The organism is Dyadobacter arcticus, assembly GCF_011762185.1.
Classification (GTDB): domain Bacteria; phylum Bacteroidota; class Bacteroidia; order Cytophagales; family Spirosomataceae; genus Dyadobacter; species Dyadobacter arcticus.
Genome location: NZ_JAASQJ010000001.1, coordinates 1,278,206 through 1,298,927, shown reverse-complemented (window position 1 = coordinate 1,298,927; position 20,722 = coordinate 1,278,206). Strand labels below are relative to the sequence as shown.

At 44.9% G+C, this 20,722-nt stretch carries 12 protein-coding genes; all 12 read right to left on the bottom strand.

Going from position 1 to position 20,722, the window contains the following annotated elements:
• Positions 1-36 precede the first annotated feature (36 nt).
• The 12 genes from FHS68_RS05455 to FHS68_RS05400 all read right to left on the bottom strand — a co-directional run bounded on the left by FHS68_RS05455 (position 37) and on the right by FHS68_RS05400 (position 20,545).
• Positions 37-471 (bottom strand): VOC family protein, encoded by a 435-nt coding sequence (locus FHS68_RS05455; RefSeq protein WP_167267913.1) that lies wholly within the window; start codon positions 469-471, stop codon positions 37-39.
• Positions 472-487: 16 nt separating this feature from the next.
• Positions 488-1,003, bottom strand: a complete 516-nt coding sequence (locus FHS68_RS05450) for an SRPBCC family protein (protein ID WP_167267912.1) — start codon at positions 1,001-1,003, stop codon at positions 488-490.
• A 2-nt stretch (positions 1,004-1,005) separates the two neighbouring features.
• The gene (locus tag FHS68_RS05445; RefSeq protein WP_167267910.1) at positions 1,006-1,320 is read right to left on the bottom strand and encodes an ArsR/SmtB family transcription factor; all 315 of its coding nucleotides are present in this window, start codon (positions 1,318-1,320) and stop codon (positions 1,006-1,008) included.
• A gap of 135 nt (positions 1,321-1,455) precedes the next feature.
• Positions 1,456-1,881 (bottom strand): DUF6157 family protein, encoded by a 426-nt coding sequence (locus FHS68_RS05440; protein WP_167267908.1) that lies wholly within the window; start codon positions 1,879-1,881, stop codon positions 1,456-1,458.
• Between the two features lie 58 nt (positions 1,882-1,939).
• On the bottom strand, positions 1,940-2,620 hold the full coding sequence (locus tag FHS68_RS05435) for a porin family protein (RefSeq protein ID WP_167267907.1): 681 nt from the start codon (positions 2,618-2,620) through the stop codon (positions 1,940-1,942).
• Between the two features lie 28 nt (positions 2,621-2,648).
• Positions 2,649-3,965: a vanadium-dependent haloperoxidase gene (locus FHS68_RS05430; protein WP_167267905.1), complete on the bottom strand. Its 1,317-nt coding sequence runs from the start codon at positions 3,963-3,965 to the stop codon at positions 2,649-2,651.
• Positions 3,965-7,282 carry a VCBS repeat-containing protein gene (locus FHS68_RS05425; RefSeq protein WP_167267903.1) on the bottom strand — a complete coding sequence of 1,106 codons (3,318 nt, stop codon included), beginning with the start codon at positions 7,280-7,282 and terminating at the stop codon, positions 3,965-3,967. The genes FHS68_RS05430 and FHS68_RS05425 overlap by 1 nt, the downstream gene beginning before the upstream one ends.
• Positions 7,283-7,415: 133 nt before the next feature.
• Positions 7,416-9,020, bottom strand: a complete 1,605-nt coding sequence (locus tag FHS68_RS05420; protein WP_229211777.1) for a SusD/RagB family nutrient-binding outer membrane lipoprotein — start codon at positions 9,018-9,020, stop codon at positions 7,416-7,418.
• Positions 9,021-9,028: 8 nt separating this feature from the next.
• Positions 9,029-12,130 carry a SusC/RagA family TonB-linked outer membrane protein gene (locus tag FHS68_RS05415; protein ID WP_167267900.1) on the bottom strand — a complete coding sequence of 1,034 codons (3,102 nt, stop codon included), beginning with the start codon at positions 12,128-12,130 and terminating at the stop codon, positions 9,029-9,031.
• A 328-nt stretch (positions 12,131-12,458) separates the two neighbouring features.
• Positions 12,459-15,758: a VCBS repeat-containing protein gene (locus FHS68_RS05410; protein WP_167267899.1), complete on the bottom strand. Its 3,300-nt coding sequence runs from the start codon at positions 15,756-15,758 to the stop codon at positions 12,459-12,461.
• A gap of 126 nt (positions 15,759-15,884) precedes the next feature.
• A complete protein-coding gene (locus tag FHS68_RS05405) occupies positions 15,885-17,435 on the bottom strand; it encodes a SusD/RagB family nutrient-binding outer membrane lipoprotein (protein WP_167267897.1) in 1,551 nt (516 codons plus the stop codon).
• A gap of 17 nt (positions 17,436-17,452) precedes the next feature.
• A complete protein-coding gene (locus FHS68_RS05400) occupies positions 17,453-20,545 on the bottom strand; it encodes a SusC/RagA family TonB-linked outer membrane protein (RefSeq protein WP_167267896.1) in 3,093 nt (1,030 codons plus the stop codon).
• Positions 20,546-20,722 lie beyond the last annotated feature (177 nt).

The following is a 20,722-nucleotide window of genomic DNA, read 5'->3' as shown; positions in this document are numbered from 1 at the left end:
CCTCTCACTAGCTTATGCATGTGAGAGGCAGCGAATTTACCCGTTATAATTTGAGTCAAATTCCACAATCCATTCTATACCATATTTGTCCCTAAACATTCCGGCGTATGTACCCCAGGGACTGTCGCCCATGGGCCCTTCAATAGCTCCGCCTGCCGATAGTCCGTTAAATATATTGTCTGCTTCTTCACGACTTTCAGCACTAATTGATATTTTAGACCTGTTTTCGTTTTCGCTTACTCGTCCCATAAATTCCGGAACATCATTGGCCATTAATACATTGTGTTTTCCAATAGGCAAAGCAATGGTCATTATTTTATTTGCTTCGTTTTCCGGTACCTGAAATTCAGGGCTTGATAGGTCTTTGAAACGAATGATCTTTGCGAAATCTCCGCCAAAAACTGATTTGTAAAAAGTGAATGCCTCTTCAGCATTTCCATTGAAGTTGATCCAGGGATTGATTGTTCTCATAACTTTATTTTAGGTTTTAATTTTCTTCTTGTAATTTCTGCGATAAGGCTGTTAACAGATCTTCCAGGTTTTTTAAAGTCATGGTAAACCCGATTTTAAAGCCCATTTCAATCATCTTCTCCATACGGGCAAGAGATTCATTAAAAATGGTGATGTTCACTTTCGTTATACCATTTTGCTCGCTGAAATTGTAATCCCATTCAGAACCCGGCAATTCACGATTTTCGTCTTTGTCTGCAAAAGAATTATACATTTTAAAATTAGTTTTTGGACTAATGGAAGTATACTCCTGGATCGACCAGCGCTCCTGTCCCTCGGGACTTATCATCGCATAAAATCGCCGCCCCCCAACTTTGAAATCCATATATTTAGTTTTGGCGCGCATTGGTGCAGGTGCTCCCCATTGGTCCAGTAGTTCTGGCTTAGTAAAAGCATCCCATACTAGTGAAAGTCCGGCATTAAATTCCCTGGTTATGAATACCATTTTTGCTGCCTTGTCAACATTAAAATCAAATAGCAAATCGTTGTTCATTTTTACTGTTCTTTAATTGTTGACAATAGTTCGTCAAGTTGATTAAATTGAATTTCCCAGTTCTGCCTGAATTGGGCTAGCCAATTGTCAAATTCCTGCATTTTTTTCGCATTAAAGTGATAATAAATCTCCCTGCCGCTCTGCTCAGGTCTAATCAATTCGCATTCGTGCAATACTTTAATATGTTTTGATACTGCCTGGCGGGTCATATCAAATTTTTCCGCCATTGCATTTGGTGTTAATGCCTGGATAGCGACTAACGTTAAAATAGCCCTGCGTGTCGGGTCTGATATGGCCTGGAATATATCTTGTTTCATTTTCGATGATTTATTACGCAACCCTCAGGTTGCAAATATATGTGCAACTTTTGAGTTGCGCAAATATATTTGCATTTTTTTGTTGCGGTATACGGACAGGAAGTTTGGGGGTAATTGTAAGGCTTGTCGTTTAACTCAGGCCCGCTTCGACCGCATAGCCTTGGTATGCTTCAAATTTTCGTCCTCGGAAAACTTCTTATATTCTTCCGACTCAATCGGATAAATGGCGATTTTGCCATCCTGGTCGCTATGAACGCCCCAGCCGTATCTTTTACCCAATGGAGAACATCGCATACAAGGCTGGCCTTTGGAAAAGAATTTCTCACGTTCGCCCGCGAGCTCGCTGCGGCCTATCTTATTCTTGGAAGCGTAAACCCCGAAAATCACATCGTCAGACGTGTGTTTGTATGGGTGTTCATAAATCAAATCAAATTGAAGACCTGCAACCGTTTTCTCATCCCCTTTTTGCAAGGGAATTTCAGCTTTATCAATCGGGCTGTCCTCTGCCGTTTCGATGAAAGTATTAATGTAATTCGTGGTATGTGTTCTCTCAGCTTTCATTCTCAACTCCGATTTTAGTATAGTTTTGATGATGATAAACAGGTACTAATGTCAACCGTTATTTCAAAAACGCAAACCCCAGGGTAAGTGAAAACCGGGAAAGATCTACGCTATTGTCTTTGGATAAATGCAATGTGGCTGTACTGATGTCGGTTTTTCTCTCCATTCGGTAGATAGCGCCCATCATCGCCGTCCCGGTCAGGTTAAGCCCGAAATTTTGGCCAAGCCGCTGTTCGATACCCACACTTACCCCCCAACCCATTGTCTTTCCGGTGAACGTAAAATGCTCGTCACCCGAGGTAGCTTTATTTTGATAGGGCTGATAACCCATTAGCAGTGAGGTCAGTACGGTAGCATTCCGTTTTCCAACGATGGAGCGATGGGTCAGCAAGCCACTTAAATGCTGGATCGTCACGTCTTCTGTAAGATCAACTGTGGAAGCTTTGCTTTGGTACCTGTCATATCTCAACCCAAACCCAGCTCTACGCCACGGGAAATAAGCCGCATTGCCACCAAACGAAATTCCTGATTTAAAATCATTAAGATACTTTTGATTAGCAGCAGTTGTGATGATCCTACCCGTCCGAAATAACCGGTATCCCATCCCACCATTCAGCCCAAAACTCCATTTTGACAGTACAGACTGAACTTCCGGCTTTTCCTTTTGCACAGATTGCGCATTGGATAGCAGAATATTAAAGACTGAGGATAAAAATAAAAGGGTGAGTTTTCTGATCATTTTTAACATTTTCGGTCCCATTGCTTTCTCAAATAACAGGTTTTATCCCATTACTCTTTAGTTTCTCCACAATAAACTGACCAATTGCTTTCCCCTGGGCCTGGCCATTCTCGATGGCGTCGCGGTAATGTATGCCGCCGTAGAGTCGCGAAATGGCGGCTTCTTCGGCTGCGTGGCGAAATGATTTGAAGTCGCGGGTAGGGAGATCAAAAATGACTTCGGTATCGTCGCGGAAGGAAAAATTGTCGCCTAATAAATAGGTTAACGTCTCCGAAACAGCTGTTGATATTACGCTATGCCCACTGGTATACTCGGGAAATGGCGGCGTCTGCAAAAGCGGTTGCCATTTTTGATCGATGGATCGGGTGATGACTGTTTCAGGCCGTACCCTGCTGCTGCGGTATTTTTCGTCCCAGCAACTGATGAACGCATCCATTAATGTTGCCGCTGCCAATGCATGGACCAGAATACCCTGATCAACGTCCAGGTTCGCCTTTGTGGTGGCAATGCCGGTAATGTTCATCCAATGTCCGCCCGGGCTGATCTTTTTAAAACCGATCGACATATGGCCGGAAGTATTGATCGCGAACGGGTTGCAATCCCAATACGAGGCGATGAACCGTTCTTTTTCCGTCAGGTTTTTTCCCACCAGATACACTTCCTTTGTCATTTTATAAAATTCACTGGAAGTATCCTTACTAAAAGCAACCGGAGGTTTTGGAACAAACTGGCCGCTCGAATCGATCATCATCGGGCGGATCGTTTTCCAATGCGGCTCAATGCCTTCTATATATCCGGGCGGTGTTGGAAACCAGTAAGCATCGCCTTTTTTGGGCCGGTACCTTACCCGGGTGCTCAGTTTCAGATATCCGTCGGTGGCAGCATTGGCGGCAAGTTTCTTTGCAACTTCTTCGGACACTGCGATGGCCAGGTCAATGGTTTTTTGTGAATAGCCTTCCCGCAGCAAAGCAATGATGAGTTTTTTCTGGTCTTCTTCCAGCATAGATCCCGACGGAAGGATCAGCCGACCGGTTTCCAGGATGCAATACAGCGCTGCAATCCGGTAGTCGTATTCGCTGCCCGCTTCAATGGTAATAGGTTTGATGCTGGGAATGAATGTGGTGGGGGAAAGAATTTTCTTATTGTTCTGCGCCACGATTTCGTAGGCGCCCATCATGCAATATGTGTAAAAACGGGAAGCTGCGGGCGGGTTCACAACATCATGGATCATCACCATTGTAACCGAAAAAACAGCCGGCTGCAAATGCGTACGCAACTCGTCCTTCCATACATTTGCAAATGAAAGCTGGCAGCAAAGCAATAAGACGGTCAGTATTTTATGCATTACTTTTTTTCATTTTTATAAAATTGTAGGGTCTGGTTAAAAGCACCAACCACAATATAAGGATGCTTTCCAATGGTCATGTCGATGGCCGACTTAACATCCCCAACTACTGACAAGCCGGATACTGGCTGGCCTTGATAGGTAAATGCCCCTTTTCCGTCCCCGGTAAGCAAGCAGCCGTAATTGGCATCCATGCTTCCCAATTTAAGGCGGTTATCCATTTTATTACCCAACAAAAGCAAGTCTTTTTTGCCATCATTGTTATAATCCTTTACCGATATAGAAGTTACCGGGGCAAATTGCGCTTCAATGGGCAATCCCTGTTTTTCAAAGCCAGCGTCCTTGTTCCGGAACATAACCGTTCTTATTTCTTTGGCTTCGAGCTTGGTTGCATTGTCCAGCTCCGTCTGTGAAAACATTTCTTTGATGGAAGCATTCGCGTAATCTCTGTAAAAGCCGAACTTCTTCCGCATCGGGTAAATCTGATCGTTAAGCTCATCCCGGCTTACAAATGGATAGGATTTCCCCTGAACATAAAAACTAAAAAATGGATCAATAGAGCCATTTTTATCAAAGTCGGCAAAATATAGTTCAGCTGGCTCGTCCTTCGATGCTTTGATTTGGGAGTTCAATCCAAGATTTCCGGCTACCATATCTGGTTTTCCATCCCCATCCAGGTCTTCTATTTTCAACGCGGACCAAAAACCAGTTTCTTCGTCTTTGAAATACTGCGCTGTTTTATCCTCAAAATCTTTTCCATTGAAACTGAATACCTTAACCGGCATCATTTCTCCCACAATAACCAGTTCTACTTTACCGTCCGCATTCAGGTCCGACCATTGTGCATCCGTCACCATACCTACCTTGAAGAACGGCGATTCTTTTATTGTAAAATTGGCTTTCCCATCATTCACAAGCAGGAAAGAAACCGGAGATTCGGGATAACGGCCCGGAATAATGCGTCCTCCGACAAAAAGGTCCAGGTCGCCATCCTTGTCAAAATCAAATGGCCGCACACAGGACTTGCTGCTGGCTTTCATGTTGGGAATGGAGAGCACGGATAAATTCAGCTTGCCTTTTCCATCATTTAGGTAAATTTCATCCTGTAAAGAATAGGTATTGGGTTCAAAAAGCGAGTAACCGCCTTTTGCGACATACAAATCATCAAAACCATCGCCATTAGCGTCAAAAAAAACGGCGCAGGAAGTGGCGGAAACATTCTCGTCGCCTATCGCGAAATCGGGCATTTCTTTGAATGTCCCTTTTTCATTCTGCAACCAGATCTTCGCCTGCTTGTTCTGGTCGCCGCTCACAAAAATATCGTCCAGCCCATCCTTGTTCACATCTCCTTTTGCAATAATCGGCCCGGTTTGCGAATACATGGTCAGCATCAGCGGCTGTCGCTTGAAGTCGTTTTCATTAAAGCCTTCATGCTGGTAGGTAACCAGATTTCCCTCTTTCTGAAACAATGTTGACGACTTAACGGACGCTGTTTTCGCAGGTTTTTTACCATCTTGTTTCTCAATTACCAGCAACTGATTGGCCTTTACCTCTTTCCTGATTTCTACACTTCCATCGGGCCAAATAATCTTCACCGAATCCGCAGCAGTTTCCTTACCCAATCCAAAATGCAGTCGCAATGGTGTGCAGGAAAGGTAACCTCTGTTTGGATTCAGCTCCTGGTATTGCAGTTTCCCTTTATTAAAAACATAAACCCTGGCCCCAATGCTATTCCCGTTCCCGGATTTCTGTTTCAAACTCAATTGCAACCAAGAACCGCCGCCCTGCTCCACGGCCATATTCTGATATACAAAAGCAGGATCATTAATGTTGTTCACAACCAAATCGAGGTCGCCGTCATTGTCCAGATCGGCATATACGGCGCCACTTGAAACGGCGGGCTCCATTAATCCCCATTCCTGTTGTTTTTTAGCGAAAGTAAGATCCTGATTATTCCGGAAAATGTAGCTGGCAAGTTTGGTGGAGGGCATCGCCTTAATCAGGTCCATCAATTGAAACGGAGCCTTATCAACCGCTCTTTTAAATTTGTAATCCCCCCAGTATTTTAAAAAATCCTTATTGGTGTAATCCCTCAGATAGCCATTTGAAACAAAAAGATCCTTGAAGCCATCATTGTCAAAATCAGCAAAAAGCGGACTCCAGCTCCAATCGGTATTGGAAACACCCGAAACCTGCGCGATCTCACTGAATGTGCCGTCGCCGTTGTTCAGCTGCAGCATATTGCGCATATATTGCTTGTGCAGGTTTTGCTGCTGCATCAGCTCAAACGACTCGTAATTTTCCTGCAATTGCAACAACTTCTGCCGCTGATTGTCCTCAGGCAGCATATCCAGCGACATGATATCAGGAAGACCGTCATTGTTGAAATCCGCAATGTCGATACCCATCGAGAATTGGGCGATATGCCTGAAATATTGCTGGGTAACGTCTTTAAATGTCCCGTCCTGGTTATTGATATACAGGTAGTCGGACTCGTTATAGTCGTTGGTAACGTAAATATCTTCCCAGCCGTCCTGATTCACATCTGAGATTGCAATACCCAGCCCGAATGTCAGCGGGTACTGGTGAATGCCCGCCTTTTGCGTAACTTCTACAAAATGGTTTTTCTGGTTTTCAAAGAGCTTGTTCCCGGCCAATGCGTCGGTTTCGGTTTTGAACTTGGCCAACTCCATATTGTCAATCTTCTTAACACTATGGTTCAGCAGCATCATATCCAGGTCGCCATCATTATCATAATCAAAAAATGCGGCTTGCGTGCTGTAACTAATGTTGTCCAGGCCGTACTGCGCTGCCTGTTCAATAAATTTCAGATTTCCCTGGTTGATGAAGAGCTGGTTCTTGCGCTTTTCATCATCCACTTTTCCCGAATAGCAAATATGAATGTCCAATAACCCGTCGCCATTAACATCGGCCATGGTAACCCCGGTTTTCCATCCGCCTTTGCGGCCTTCAAGCCCTTTTGCAGCACTGGAAGTAATGTCTTTGAATTTCAAAGCCTGATCTTTCGTCGCTCCGAGATTCAGGTAGAGCTTATTGGGCCCCATGTTGGAGGTGAAGAAAAGATCGTCGAAACCGTCATTATTAAGGTCCCCAACCGCCACGCCGCCGCCGTTGTAAAAATATTCGTAGGACATGACGTTCTGGCTCTCGTCTTCATTAATGCTATTGATAAACTCAACGCCGGTTTGCTTTGGCGGAAGAAGCCTGAACAAAGGTTGCTGCGCCCAGGCTGCCGACACAGCAAATGCCAGAATAAACGAAAAGAAGAGGTAACGAAGGCGCCCGTTGGTATTCATTCAGTACTTATGCCGATCAGGGGAATTTACTATAAATAAAAAAACTTCAACTTTAGGTTGAAGTTAAAACTTAGCGTAGTCATTTTATTTGAAAGCGGTAAGAAATTTACATTCCTTACCGCTTTCATACCATTTATTTATCCCACCAAACGCGTGATTGCCATTTGTCGCCGCCGGAAAGTCTTCCAACTGCTTCATTGTAATTGGCACCGTTCAATGTTGCTTCACCGGTTGGGTAAAGTTGTCTTCTCGGGATCATACCGCCGGAAAAGTTGCCGACGTAGTTAACCGGGGTAAGGTTAGGAAAACCCGATCTTTTCCAGTTATTCCACGATTCAACAAAGTTGAACAGGATACCAGTTGTTGCCCAGTATTCCGTATTGATCTGTTCCAATGCATTGCCAGCAACCAATGGATGGGCTGTTGCAAATGCATCCGCAACCGCAGGCGTAATCTCAGCTGCTGCGCCAAAGCGGCCCAATGCCTGGATACCCGCAGAAACCGCATTTTTATAGTGAACTGCCGCTGTTGTTGTGCCAACTGCGAAACCACGTGTCGCAGCTTCTGCCAAAAGCAATTCAGTTTCAGCAAAAGTCAGTACGAAAAGTGGACCCCCTCTGGCCCTGTAAATGCCAGTTGGTCGGGAATATTTTCCGATTGGAGTCGCATCACCGCCAGTTCCGTTAGCACCCGGGAACCCCGCGGCTTTCGTAATGTCTGTCGCTCCACCATTCAGATCATAACCATTTGGCAAACCCATTTGTATGGCCACGTCAGAACTTCCTGCTGCTGCATTCTGGTTTCCTGCCAATCCGGCAATGGGTACCTCGGCGATTTTTGAAAGCCTTGGATCACCTTTTGCTTTTAGGAAGTCGATCAGCGTTTTGCTCCATCTCACCTGATAGAGATCCGCTGGCGTAGCCAAAGCAGAAGCATTTCCATTGGTATAACCATTCGCATCGTCACCGATCACGTAAGCATCGTCTGCCATGCTGGCAAATGTTCCGCCTGCTGCTGCTTTTTCTGCATAGGTTTTAGCAGTTGCTGGATCCGTTTTAACCAGGCGCATGGCCATTTTAAGCATCAGTGAATAGCCGTACTTTTTCCACTTGCTGATATCTCCCTTGTAATTTGCAAATGCATCGTTGGTAGGGATTGGCTTTGAAGCATCCAATGCGGCTGTTGCTGTTTCCAGCTTGGCAAGCAATGATTTGTAAATGCTCTCCTGGGCGTCGTAAACCGGCAGTGTTGTTCCGCTTTTAGCCTGAAGTGCCTCAGAATAAGGAATGTCCCCGTAAACATCCGAAATGGTTGCCAGTGACTGTACCTGCATAATGATCGCAATGTTGCCCAGGTTCGCCAATGCTGGCTTGTCCTTGGTAAGCTGCTCCATTTCATAGGCAAAACTTGCCGCGCTATAATCCCCGTTCCAGGTACTTGCCAGGTAGGAATTGGTATTGCTGGATATCACGTACTTATCCGCATTGGAATAATAGTTGGCAGCGCCTGAGGTCGTAGAAGCCAGGATCTGAACCCACATGCTTTGGAAAAGGATTGCACCGCTATATCCCGCAGTAGAACTTACATATTTCCATTGAACACTCGGCAACAACAGGTTAGCATCAAAAGTCGTCGAGGATGACTTCGTCGGGTCTGTGTTCAGCGCATCAAAATCATCGGTACAGGCAACCGGAAGCAGTCCAGCGGCAAGTATTATTGTTATGAATTTCTTTTTCATTGTGTTTTTCATTTAAACTTAAAGTTTACATTGACACCATAGTTACGTGTTGAAGGCAAGCTGGTGCCCTCGATACCTGAGTAGTTCAGGTTGGCACCAAATGTTGCTTCCGGATCAATGTTTGTTGTTTTCTTCATGATGTAAAACAAGTTCCGCGAAACCAGGGAAACGTTTACAGCACGGATCAGCTTCCAATTTTCGATCAGTCTGCTTGGGATACTGTAACCGATCGTGAACTGGCGAAGTTTGATAAAATCACCGTCCACCACACTCAGCTTGGTAATGTTGTTGGCCAAAGCCGTGTAATATCCCTGCGCAGTTGCCTGAACCGTGTTAGCCACCCCGCCTTCGGAAACACCTGTGGTAATCCCATCACGTCCTTCCAATGTAGCCTTATGCAAACCTCTTCTGTAAGCATAGTTTTCGGTAGCTGAAAGGATTTTGTTACCATAGTTATAGTCTATCAGGAATGAAATATTAAGGTCTCCCAGATTGAATTCGTTGTTCAAACCACCATATAATGTAGGCAGAACAGTACCCAGGTCAACGAGGTTACCGCGAACAGGATAACCCGACGGATCTACCACGATTTCGCCATTGCTTGCATACTGATAATCATAAGCGCGGATCTGAGGTCCTGCTTTGCCTACTACGAACGCAGTAACAGCATTACCCAGCGTAGCCCGGTTTGAACCCAATGTGATCGGGCTGTTGTCCGCATCTGTCTGAAGTATCTTGTTTTTAACCGACGTCAGGTTGAAGGAAACATTCCAGTTCACTTTTGAAGTTTTGATAGGCGATCCTGTCACCAGCACTTCCAAACCGCGGTTTTGAACTGAACCCGATCCTACAACACCTCTTACGTAACCTGTTGAGCTACTGTAATTGGCTGGCATGATTTCGTTTTCTGTTTTCTGATTGTAGTAAGCAAGATCAAGACCCAGGCGGTTGCCAAAGAATTTAAGTTCAAGACCTACTTCAACTTCGCTTTTTGTAAATGGTTTCAGGAACAAGTTTGGAAGCTGATCGCTGAAATTACCAGTTGGCACCCCGTTGAATGCATTACCAACGCCATAATAAATCGCGGTTCCGTAAGCACTTGTAGGCTCGCCGCTGGTACGCGCGTAGGATGCACGAACTTTACCAAAGCTCAGGTTTGGAACGTCGAACAAATCATTGAAGATGAAGGAACCGGTTACAGAAGGAGTGAAAATGCTTCTTGCTGCACTTGGCAAAGTGGAGTAAGTATCATAACGTCCCGTAGTGCTTAGGTTCAAAAACCCTTTATAACCTAAATCAACGCTATAATAGGCAGACTGTACCTCGGTGTTGGAAACGCCGTAATCCCTGCTGAAATTGACCACGTTGTTGAAACTGTACAGATAAGGCAATACGAAAGGACCACCGCCGACCTGAATTTTTTCATACTTGTTCCTTCTCAAATTGGCCCCAACGATCGCATCAATCGTGAATTCATCATTGTTCAACGACTTATTGAAACCAATTAGACCGTCCACGTTCAACTCAGTGCGCTGTGTGTTGGACAATTCATCCAAACCACCTTTTCCCTGAGAAGAATATCCTGTTCCCCAAGGTGTTACCCTGAAAGTACGGTCATTGGCGTTGTCATAACCAATTCTTGCCTGTGCATAAAGCCAGCTGGTAAACTGGAATTTGGTAGCCAATGCAGAGATCAGACGTTTACGATCGACATTGTTAACATATTGGTTTGTAACAAAATAAGGGTTCGTCACGTATTCGTCATCGCTGAAAACGATTTCTTTGCCTGTCACAGGATCATATCCAGGTGAAAGTATCCTTTGGTCAATGTTGGTAGCCAGGAACATTCCGTTGTTTGCATTCATCGGACCGTCGCTAAGCTGTGGCTTATTTTTAACGTTCTCGATCACGTAGTTGCCCATCACATTGATGCTCAACTTTTTGGTAATGTTCTGGTCCGCAGTAAGGTTGAAGGTTTTTCTGCCCAAACCGCTGTTTGGAATAATGGATTTGGTATCCAGGTTCGCAACCGAAAGACGGAAAGAACCATTGTCACCTCCTTTGGTTACCGATAAGCTGTTTGTGAAGTTGGTACCTGTCCTGTAAAAATTCTTCACATTGTCTTTTTGCGCCGAGTAGTCATACATTTTACCATCAAACTGGATTACCTGAGAGCCATCTAATTTGGCTCCCCAGCTCATACGTCCCGTTTGTTGTGCCAATGCAGCAGTAGTTGGCTTTACACCGCCAATTCCCTGACCATACTCGTACTGAAAATCAGTCATATCCCTTGGTGCATCGGCCGAGTAGTTCAGGTTGTAATCCACTGAGAAATCCCCTTTTTTACCCGATTTGGTTTTAATAAGGATCACACCATTGGAAGCCCTTGCGCCAAACAAAGCAGAAGCTGCCTGACCTTTCAAGACGGTCATGCTTTCCACATCGTCCGGATTAAGGTTACCAATACCGTCGCCGCCATCTGCGCCACCCCATTCTCCCGCACTACCTCTTTGCGTATTGTCCATTGGAACTCCGTTGATGACGATCAGTGGCGAACCTGCTGAGTTCATACTTGGCATACCGCGCATCAGGATCTTGGCCGTTCCACCCGGACCACCGCTCGTTCCTTTTACATTCAAACCTGCAACCCGTCCTGCAAGCGAATTGGCTACGTTCGTTTCACGCGCCTTCGTCATCAGCTCACCGCCAATAGTCGTCACCGAGTAGCCCAGTTTCCTGGTTTCCTTGGAGATACCCAATGCAGTTACCACTACTTCCTGAAGATTCGCTACATCGGGTTCGAGTTTCAAGTCAACTACACTGCGGCTGCCCACGCCGATTTCTTGTCTGAGATATCCAATTGAACTGATCACAAGGATATCTGAATCATTCACTCCAGGAAGGCTGAAATTTCCTGCTGCATCAGCATTGGAACCTTTGGTCGAGCCTTTGATCGTAATTGTAGCACCAGGCAAACCCTGGTCTTTTTCGTCTGTCACTTTACCGGTAACTGTCCTTTCCTGAGCGAAAGCCGATTGTGATGCAAAAAGCAGAAATAACCCGAGTGGGATAATACCCTTACCCAAGGCTTTAAGTAGCTTTTCTTTCATAGATTGATAAATTAGTAAAATTAGTTATTAGTTAAATTTGGCATCGCCGAATATTACAACGTATAATATCCGTTCCGGCAAATATCTTAAAAAAATTTCTAATTAAATAATTTTAAGAATAACACCATTTTAATTTGTTTTTTTAATTTTTTATTAATTAAAAGGTTGGAGATTTTAGAATTGCGATGCTCTTTATGAAAATCCAAAAAATACTTTAAATTCATTGATAATGAATAATTCTAGTCTCTGACTGTTGTAACCGCCAAACACAAAAAGTCCCGAAGTCATGGATTCAGACTTCGGGACCTTCCAAAATTTTAATTAAAAATTAATTTTTATCTGCTCGCAGTTTATAGCCGATCACATCTGCATTATTTACAGCGCCCAGCAGAAACGTTTGCCCGGCCGATTTGAAAATCATCAGATCACGAACATCTCCGTTGACGTAAAAGCCACTTTTTGCCTGCGGGAGGTAGTCAAACTTCATCGGACCCTTGTTGAGGAACACTTGTAAAAGATTAGCATCATTCTTCCCGATCCTGACACGGGTTTGTTTCAAATTTCCACCCAATACAATGTCGGGCTTGCCATCCGCATTCATATCAACAATCGAAATGGCATATACCGGTGCAAATTGCGCCTCAACAGGTAACGGACGAAAAACGAGCTTGCCCGATTTGTTTTCCAGGATACCGCTCCTGAATTCCTTAGCCGAAAGCTTTTGGGCCGCTTTCAACTTGTCAGCAGGAAGCATTTCGGCCAGGCTCGCTTTAGAATAGGATATATAGTCGGTGTATTTCTTTTTGAGGGATGGGATCTGGTCGAGCAATTCATCCCGGCTTGCATATGGGAACTCCTTTCCATTTTCAATCACGCTGACAATCGGCACGATCCGACCCAGATTATCGAAATCGCCTGCATATAGTGATAACCCTTCCGGCGAAGTGAGGTTCCACTGCCAATTGCTGCCCATATTGCCGATCACAAAATCGGTATCCCCGTCTCCATCCAGATCGGCGGAGCGCAACACATTCCAACAGCCATTTAAACCAGACGTGCCCCAGGCTTTGCTTGCATTAGCTAGCTTCCCATTATTATTATTAAAAACTTGCACAGTATTCCAATCGTTAGTCAAAACCAATTCAGGGTATCCGTCTTTGTTCAAATCCACAAACGCGGCGTCGGTTACCATGCCCGCATTCGTCAGGTGCGAAGCCAGTTCCTTGGTTTTGTCGGTAAATTTGCCCTTTCCATCATTGATCATCAGAACGCCGCCCGGGCTTTCGGGAAAACGGCCGGGCGTAACCCGCGTACCCAGAAAAATGTCCTGGTCACCATCCTTATCCACGTCGGATATTGCCAACGCACCGGCATTAAGCCCGGCAGCGGGTAACGTCGATTTCTTCCAGATTCCCTTTTCATTCATGTACAGACGCGGCGAAAGCAACGGGTCATTTGCATTAAGCTCGTAACCAGCACTGGTCACAAGCAGGTCGTCGTCGCCGTCATTGTCGGCATCAAAAAACGCCATATCTGCATCCTCAAATGCCGCATCCTGCTCAAAAGCGGCCTGTGCGGATTTTTGGAATATACCATTGGAACTGATGAACAAAGCACCTGCCTGCCCTCTGGCACCTCCGATATAAAAGTCATCGGTACCGTCTTTATTCAAATCCTTTTGCGCGAAATGCGGGCCCTGGAAAGAAAGCATGTTAGGCAGCAAAGTCTGAATTCGAAAATCATTGCGGATGTCCTCGGTATGTTTAAAATCGATGACGGTTGTCTGTTCCCAAAGCGCAGTACTCGATGCTACGGCTGCCTCCGGATACTTCTTTGCGTCAGTATATTTCAATGTAACCGTCTTATTGACTTCCAGATTTTTCAAAGTCTGCCGGTTTCCATCAGCCCAGGTAACTACCAGCGAATCAATGTGCTTGTCATTTCCCAAACCAAAATTAATTAAGTCCCATTGGGCAGATTGAAACCCACGCACCGGCATAAACGTCTGGGTTTGAAATAGCGAGTCTGAGTACAAGTCCAGCTTTGATCCTGCGAGGAATGCGTATTTCGGTGAGTCAAGTTTTACTTTAAAATACTTATTGGTAAGCTTGGTTTCGGCATTATTCCTGTAAACAAAAGCCTTTTGATTCACATTACTGGCTACAAGATCCAGGTCGCCATCATTGTCCAGGTCGGCATAGATAGCACCATTGGATTGATTGGTTTCGTTGAAACCCCACTCTTCCATTTTTTTGGCAAAAGTCTGGTTTCTTTGATTTTGGAAAATATAATCCGGCTCGTTAATCGGCGGCATTTGAGCAATTACCTCCATTTGGGTCGGCGTTTTACCACTTTGCCCGGCTTCCAATTGCTTATCGGTCGAGTATTTGAGGAATTCCATATTGGTGTAATCCCGCGCATAACCATTGGAAACGAAAATATCTTTCCAGCCATCATTATCGAAGTCAGCCATCAATGCTGCCCAGCTCCAATCAGTATTGGAAACGCCAGCGAGCTGCCCTATCTCACTAAAAACCGGGACACCATTTGCATTGACCCCATTGTTCATTTGCAGCATGTTGCGCATGGTCTGATCATGGAAACCGGCCTTCAGTAATTGCTGGTATTTATCATAATTATCATCACCGGAAGTCAGCTTGATCCTTTCATTGGAAGCCGGAAGCATATCCAAAGTGAGTATATCAGCCAATCCGTCATTATTCAAATCGGCTGCATCTGTGCCCATGGAATAGAGCGAAACGTGCCCGGTTGCTTCCCGGATCACTTCTCTAAACTTGCCATCTTTTTGATTGAGATACAGGTAATCGTTCTCATTGTAATCATTGGAAATGTAAATGTCCTGCCACCCGTCATTGTTAAAATCATGGATATTGACGCCAAGCCCAAAGCTTAGAATATTGGAAACGATGCCTGATGAGTCTGTCACATTGGTAAATCTGCCGCTATCATTCCGCAAAAGTTTGTTCCCAAAAGCATCATTACGTTGCTGGCGATAATTGGCAATAAGGTTGCTGAAACCGGCATATTGCTGTAAGGAGTGATTGAGTAAAAAACAATCCGTATCGCCGTCGCGGTCGTAATCAAAGAAAACAGCCTGTGTCGTGTAGGACGGATCATTCAGCCCATATTCCGCAGCCTTTTCGGTGAAAGTAGGGATGCCGTCAGCGGTTTTGCCATTGTTGACATATAACAACTTGGTCCTGAGCCTCGGATCCTGGGCGCCTGCCCGGCAAACATAGATATCGATCCAGCCATCGTCGTTGATATCGACCAGCGAAACGCCTGTCTTCCATCCTTCATTCAATGCAGTGCCCGATTTTGCGGAAACGTCTTCAAATTCAAAATCACCTTTATTCAGGTAAAGCTGATTGGCGACCATATTGCCGGTGAAATAAAGATCTACGAGGCCATCGCTGTTGAAATCGGCTGCCGCCACGCCGCCGCCATTGTAAAAATAGCCGTACTGCAGCACATTGTTCTCCGCGTCTTCGTCGACAAAATTATTGAACTGAATATCAGTTTTGCCTGAATCCAGAAGGGTAAAGAGGGTTTCCTTTTCTTTACATCCGACAAAAAGTACCAACAAAAAGAAATAGGAACATTTCATGTATTAAAAATGATGGGTCGGATTTAAAAACTACACATTACGCATGGTTAAAATAGCAAAAAGGCAGACAAAAGTCTGCCTTATGCATTCGTAAAAAGTCGGGACCACCGAATTTCTTCAACTACGTCAAGGCTTATCCCACCAAAGTCTGGTAGCAGAATTATCCGGACCGCCTAGCTTGATAATTGCCTTATCCATTTCTGCCTTGTTCGTCTGTAATTCACTGCTGACGTAAGGTGTGCGGCGAACCACGGCTTCTTTTGGAGAATCTGGATTGTCAGAATTAATCCGGGCATATAGTTTCGGGTAACCTGTCCTGCGGTATTCAGCCCAAGCTTCATGTCCATTCGGATAATTGGCCAGCCATTTCTGGGTAATAATCTGTTCCAATTGCTTGCTTGGATCTGCCGAGAACTTCACAGGGACATTGGTCAAAGCTGGTGTTTTAGAGAAATCAGCCAGTGCAACAGGAGGTGTAGTTCCATTGATGTAAGCTGCAATTGCGGCTGCATCAACAATACCCCACTGCTTCATAGCAGTTTCGATTCCTTTATCATAAAATTCCTTGGCAGTACCAGTGCCCATATTCCATCCTTTCAGCACGCCTTCTGCTTTCAGAAAGTATGCTTCCGAAGCATACATAATCGCAAATGGGTTTTTATCCTGAACAGCTGGGAGAAACGCGTCGGCTACATTTGATGTTGCATTCGCATTGTTCTCGGGAGCACCAAGCTGACCCTGGGTATAGCCATTTCTTATTCCTTTAAAAGTATTCGTTGTTCCCGCTATCGGCGCGTAGTATTTACTGATACGAGGATCTGCATACCCCTTCAAAACGCTTTCCATTGCTGCGCTCATCCGGAATTCATTCCAAGCAGTGGCCTGGTTCATCGGATTGAACGAATTAGCAGTCACTTTGAGGAAAGCGTCATCTGCATTGGTAGCTAATGTTCCACCTGCAACCGCCGATTCCGCCTCCGTTTTTGCCAGCGCTGGCTCAACTTTGGACATACGCATGGCGATACGCAAACGCAAAGTATTAGCGAACAAGATCCATTTGTTCACGTCCCCGGCATAAACCTGGTCAACAGTACCAAAAACTTTTGTGCCTTTAAGCGATTCCAGAGAAGCCGCAGAAGCTTTCAAGGTTGTTAAAAAATCCTTATAAATGAATTCCTGCGAATCATATTCAATCGAAGATTCACCGCTTCCTACTTTGGAGTATGGGATCGGACCCCAGTAATCTGTTCTTGGCAGGTACATATACACTTTCCAGATATTTGCAATTGCAAACTTTCCGGCATTTTCATATTCTCCACCAGGACCTGTATTTTCTAAAACACCTAGCAATGCTGGTATCGCAGTGCCGTAGAAACCTGTCCATGCACCATTGAGCCAGTTACCCACCATTACGTTCCGGTCGGAAGAAAAGTTTTGGGCAATGTTTGCAAAGTACTGACCCTGCAAATCGGCAAAAAGGCTTTGATAAGTCTGCCAGCTGGCCTGGACAGACCGGTACTGTGCTGCAGCAAATGCATTTTCAGTTCCCAACTCGTCCAAAGACGTCAGTTTGGTTTTGTTTGTATTTATCTCCTCAAAATTATCTGTACAGGAATATGTTCCAAATGCAACAGTTGTTAGGAGAGCGAATGATAGTAATTTATAGCTCCTTTTCATGTCTTTCATTTTTACAATTAGAATGTCAAGTTAAGGTTCAAGCCTAGAGAGCGTGTGGAGGGCATCGAGAAGGATTCCAGCCCCACAGTAGTGTTACCAGAACCTGCAACAAGTTCAGGATCAAATCCTTTTGCCTTATTCATCAGGAAAAACAAGTTACGTCCCACAATGGAGAGAGAAGCCCCCTGGAAAGGTGATTTTCCTACAATTTTCTGTGGAAGGCTGTAACCCAATGTAGCCTCTCTCAACCTGATATTGGAAGCGCTGTATGTAAATGCCTCTCCAATTGGTGTATTGCGTCCGCCAACAAATTTCCAGTAAACTTCCGCTGTGGTGGAGACTGTGTTTTTGCTTCCGTCTGCCTGTACACCATCTACTACCATACCTTCACGGCCTGCCAGTGTCTCCTCGGTTACGCCATCTGCGTAAATTACTGCATTGGTGAACGATGTAACCACACCGCCGATCCTTCCGCTTATCAGGAAGCTCAGGTTAACTCCTTTGTAGCTGAAACGGTTGGAAATACCACCTGTCCATGTCGGGCGGGAAGTTCCCAAAGGTACGGTCGTACCCGGAGTTACTAATGGAACTCCATTGGTACCAACTTTAATACGGCCCTGATCGTCTCTTTGGAAACCACGGCTGTAAATTTGACCCAGCGCTTTACCTTCTTCTGCCCGTACAAAGTTCATAAAGTCACTGGTGAGTGGTAATATAGAAAGCCGGTCCGACAACTTGATTAACTTGTTGGCATTTCTTGCATAATTCAGATCAATATTCCAGGAAAAGTCAGAAGTTTTTAACGGAACGAGCGTCAATGTAAGTTCTACACCCTTATTCTCTACATTACCTGCATTGATATACTCAGAACTCCATCCTGATGCATTAGTCAACGGCACCTGAAACAACTGATTTTTTGAATTACTAATGTACATAGTCAGGTCAAATCCAATGCGGTTCTGTAGAAATTTCGCTTCCAGACCAATTTCTTTCGCAGTTGTCAACTCCGGTTTAAGATCCGGAAAAGGCTTGATGGCGTCGCGAACAATGTAACCTGTATTTCCACCTGCTACGTATGAATAAGTCTGGGTCAAAAGGTATGGCGAGGCGTCATTACCTGTCAAAGCATAACTTGCTCTCAACTTAGCAAAAGAAATAGCTTGCGGAAGGTCAAACAAACTTGACAACACCGCGGCAGCTCCCACCGAGGGGAAGAAGTAAGACTGATTGGTTGTCGGCAATGTAGACGACCAGTCATTTCGAGCCGATGCGGAAAGTGTCAACGCGTCTTTCCAGATCAAGTCAGCAGAAGCGAACACACCTTGCTTACGTGTTTGTGTTACCGTTCTATTGGTCACCGAGTTTCTTGCATTGGTTGTCACAAACAAGTTATCACGGTTCAGACCATTGTTAAGGGTTTGATGGTTGAGGTAATCACGCTGCAAAATGTTACCTCCTATTGTTCCGTCCAATTTGAAGTCAGCACCAAACTGTTTGCTCACAAGAGCAAACAAATCCAGGTTTAACTCTGCATTGTCTCTCCAGTTAGTCTGATAATCGCCAAAATCAGCAATGGTGTAGGTATTGGTATGCCATTTGCCTTCAAACTTATCAATGTACTTATCGTATCCTGCACGTCCCATGACAGTTAACCATGGAGCCACCTTATAATTAAGAGAAGTGAATCCGTAAATCCTGTCTCTATTGTCAAGGGCGAGTACTTTATTTTTGATCCAGTAAGGGTTTTGACCACCGTTAGATCCCGGGTTCCAATAGTTTTGCAAGGTTTTACCCGTCGCTGGATCTACATATTCATAACTCTGGGCTTGTTCCAAAGAGATACTTCTTGGCAAACGCAGAATGTGACGCTGCAGGTTGGCAAAAGCTTCACCAGTTTGCTGTCTGTTTTCGATTTTTTCGCTCAGATAAGTCACTTTACCGTCAAAGCTAAGCTTGCTGGTAATCTGGCTCGAAAGGCGAAGGTTGAAATTGTGTCTGCTCAGTTTATTGTTGGATACAACTCCTTTTGCAGCTGTATTGGTGTAAGAAAAATAAGTTTGAACTTTCTCGTTACCTGCTGTCAAAGAAACCGAGTTGGCTATGGATGTTCCGGTTGAGTAGAAATCCTTATAAGAATTGGGATTAGGCGAATATGCGTAGGTTTTGCCTTTATTTGCAGGATCAGGACCCCATGCAGCTACCTGCTGGCCATCCATTTTAGGCCCCCAGCTAAATTCGCTGTTTGGAAAAAATTTGCCTTCAACACCTTGCCCGTATATATTTTGGAAGTTTTGAAGCTCCATTGCCTGCTCCATCTGGAACGTGCTGTTAATGTTTACACCAACCCCTTTTCTTACAGCTCCCTTTTTTGTTGTGATCAATAAGGCGCCGTTCGCAGCGCGGCTTCCGTACAATGCTGTCGCTGACGCTCCTCTCAGTACGTTGATAGACTCTATGTCGTCAGGGTTAATGCTGGAAAGACCGTCACTCGCGTCACGTCCGCCATTTGCATTACCCGGGCTGAAGTTGGAGTTATCAATAGGTACCCCATCCACAACGATCAACGCCTGGTTGTTACCCGTAATGGAACGGTCACCACGCAACACGACACGGCTGGAACCACCCACACCCGAAGAAGAACGAACAATATCGAGACCTGCAACCCTACCTGATAGTGAGTTAGCTACATTAAGCTCCCTCGCTTTGGAAAAGCTTTCGGTATTAATTACCTGGGTGGCATAGCTCAGCGTCTTTTGCTCTTTGGAAATACCGAGCGCTGTTACGACCACTTCTCCCAGATTACGCACATCCGGTTCGAGACCAACTGTGATATTTGAAACGGCCGGAGTGACCTCGATTTCTTTTGTTGCGTAACCAACCGACGAAACAATGATAACCCCACTTCCTCCGATCGAAATGCTAAAATTACCCTCAGCATCCGTGTTTGTTCCTCGCGTAGTACCCTTAATCAGGATGTTTGCTCCCGGTATTCCCGAACCGGTTTCATCATTGACCTTACCGGTAACCTGCCGGTCCTGGGCCTGTGATGTGTACATGAAAAATACTACCTGCACCAACGTCAGTAGCATCAACCGTAAAGTTTTTCTCATAGGTAAAAGATGGGTTTATTGAATTTTTATGAAATTTATATCAAAATCAGAAACATTACAATTTATTTCGTGAAATTTAATTGCACTAAACTAATATTCCGAGATAAGCATCATTTCAGGTAACAAAAGTCCAATTAATCAGCATAAAAGAAATATTATTTGTCCGTTGTACATTTA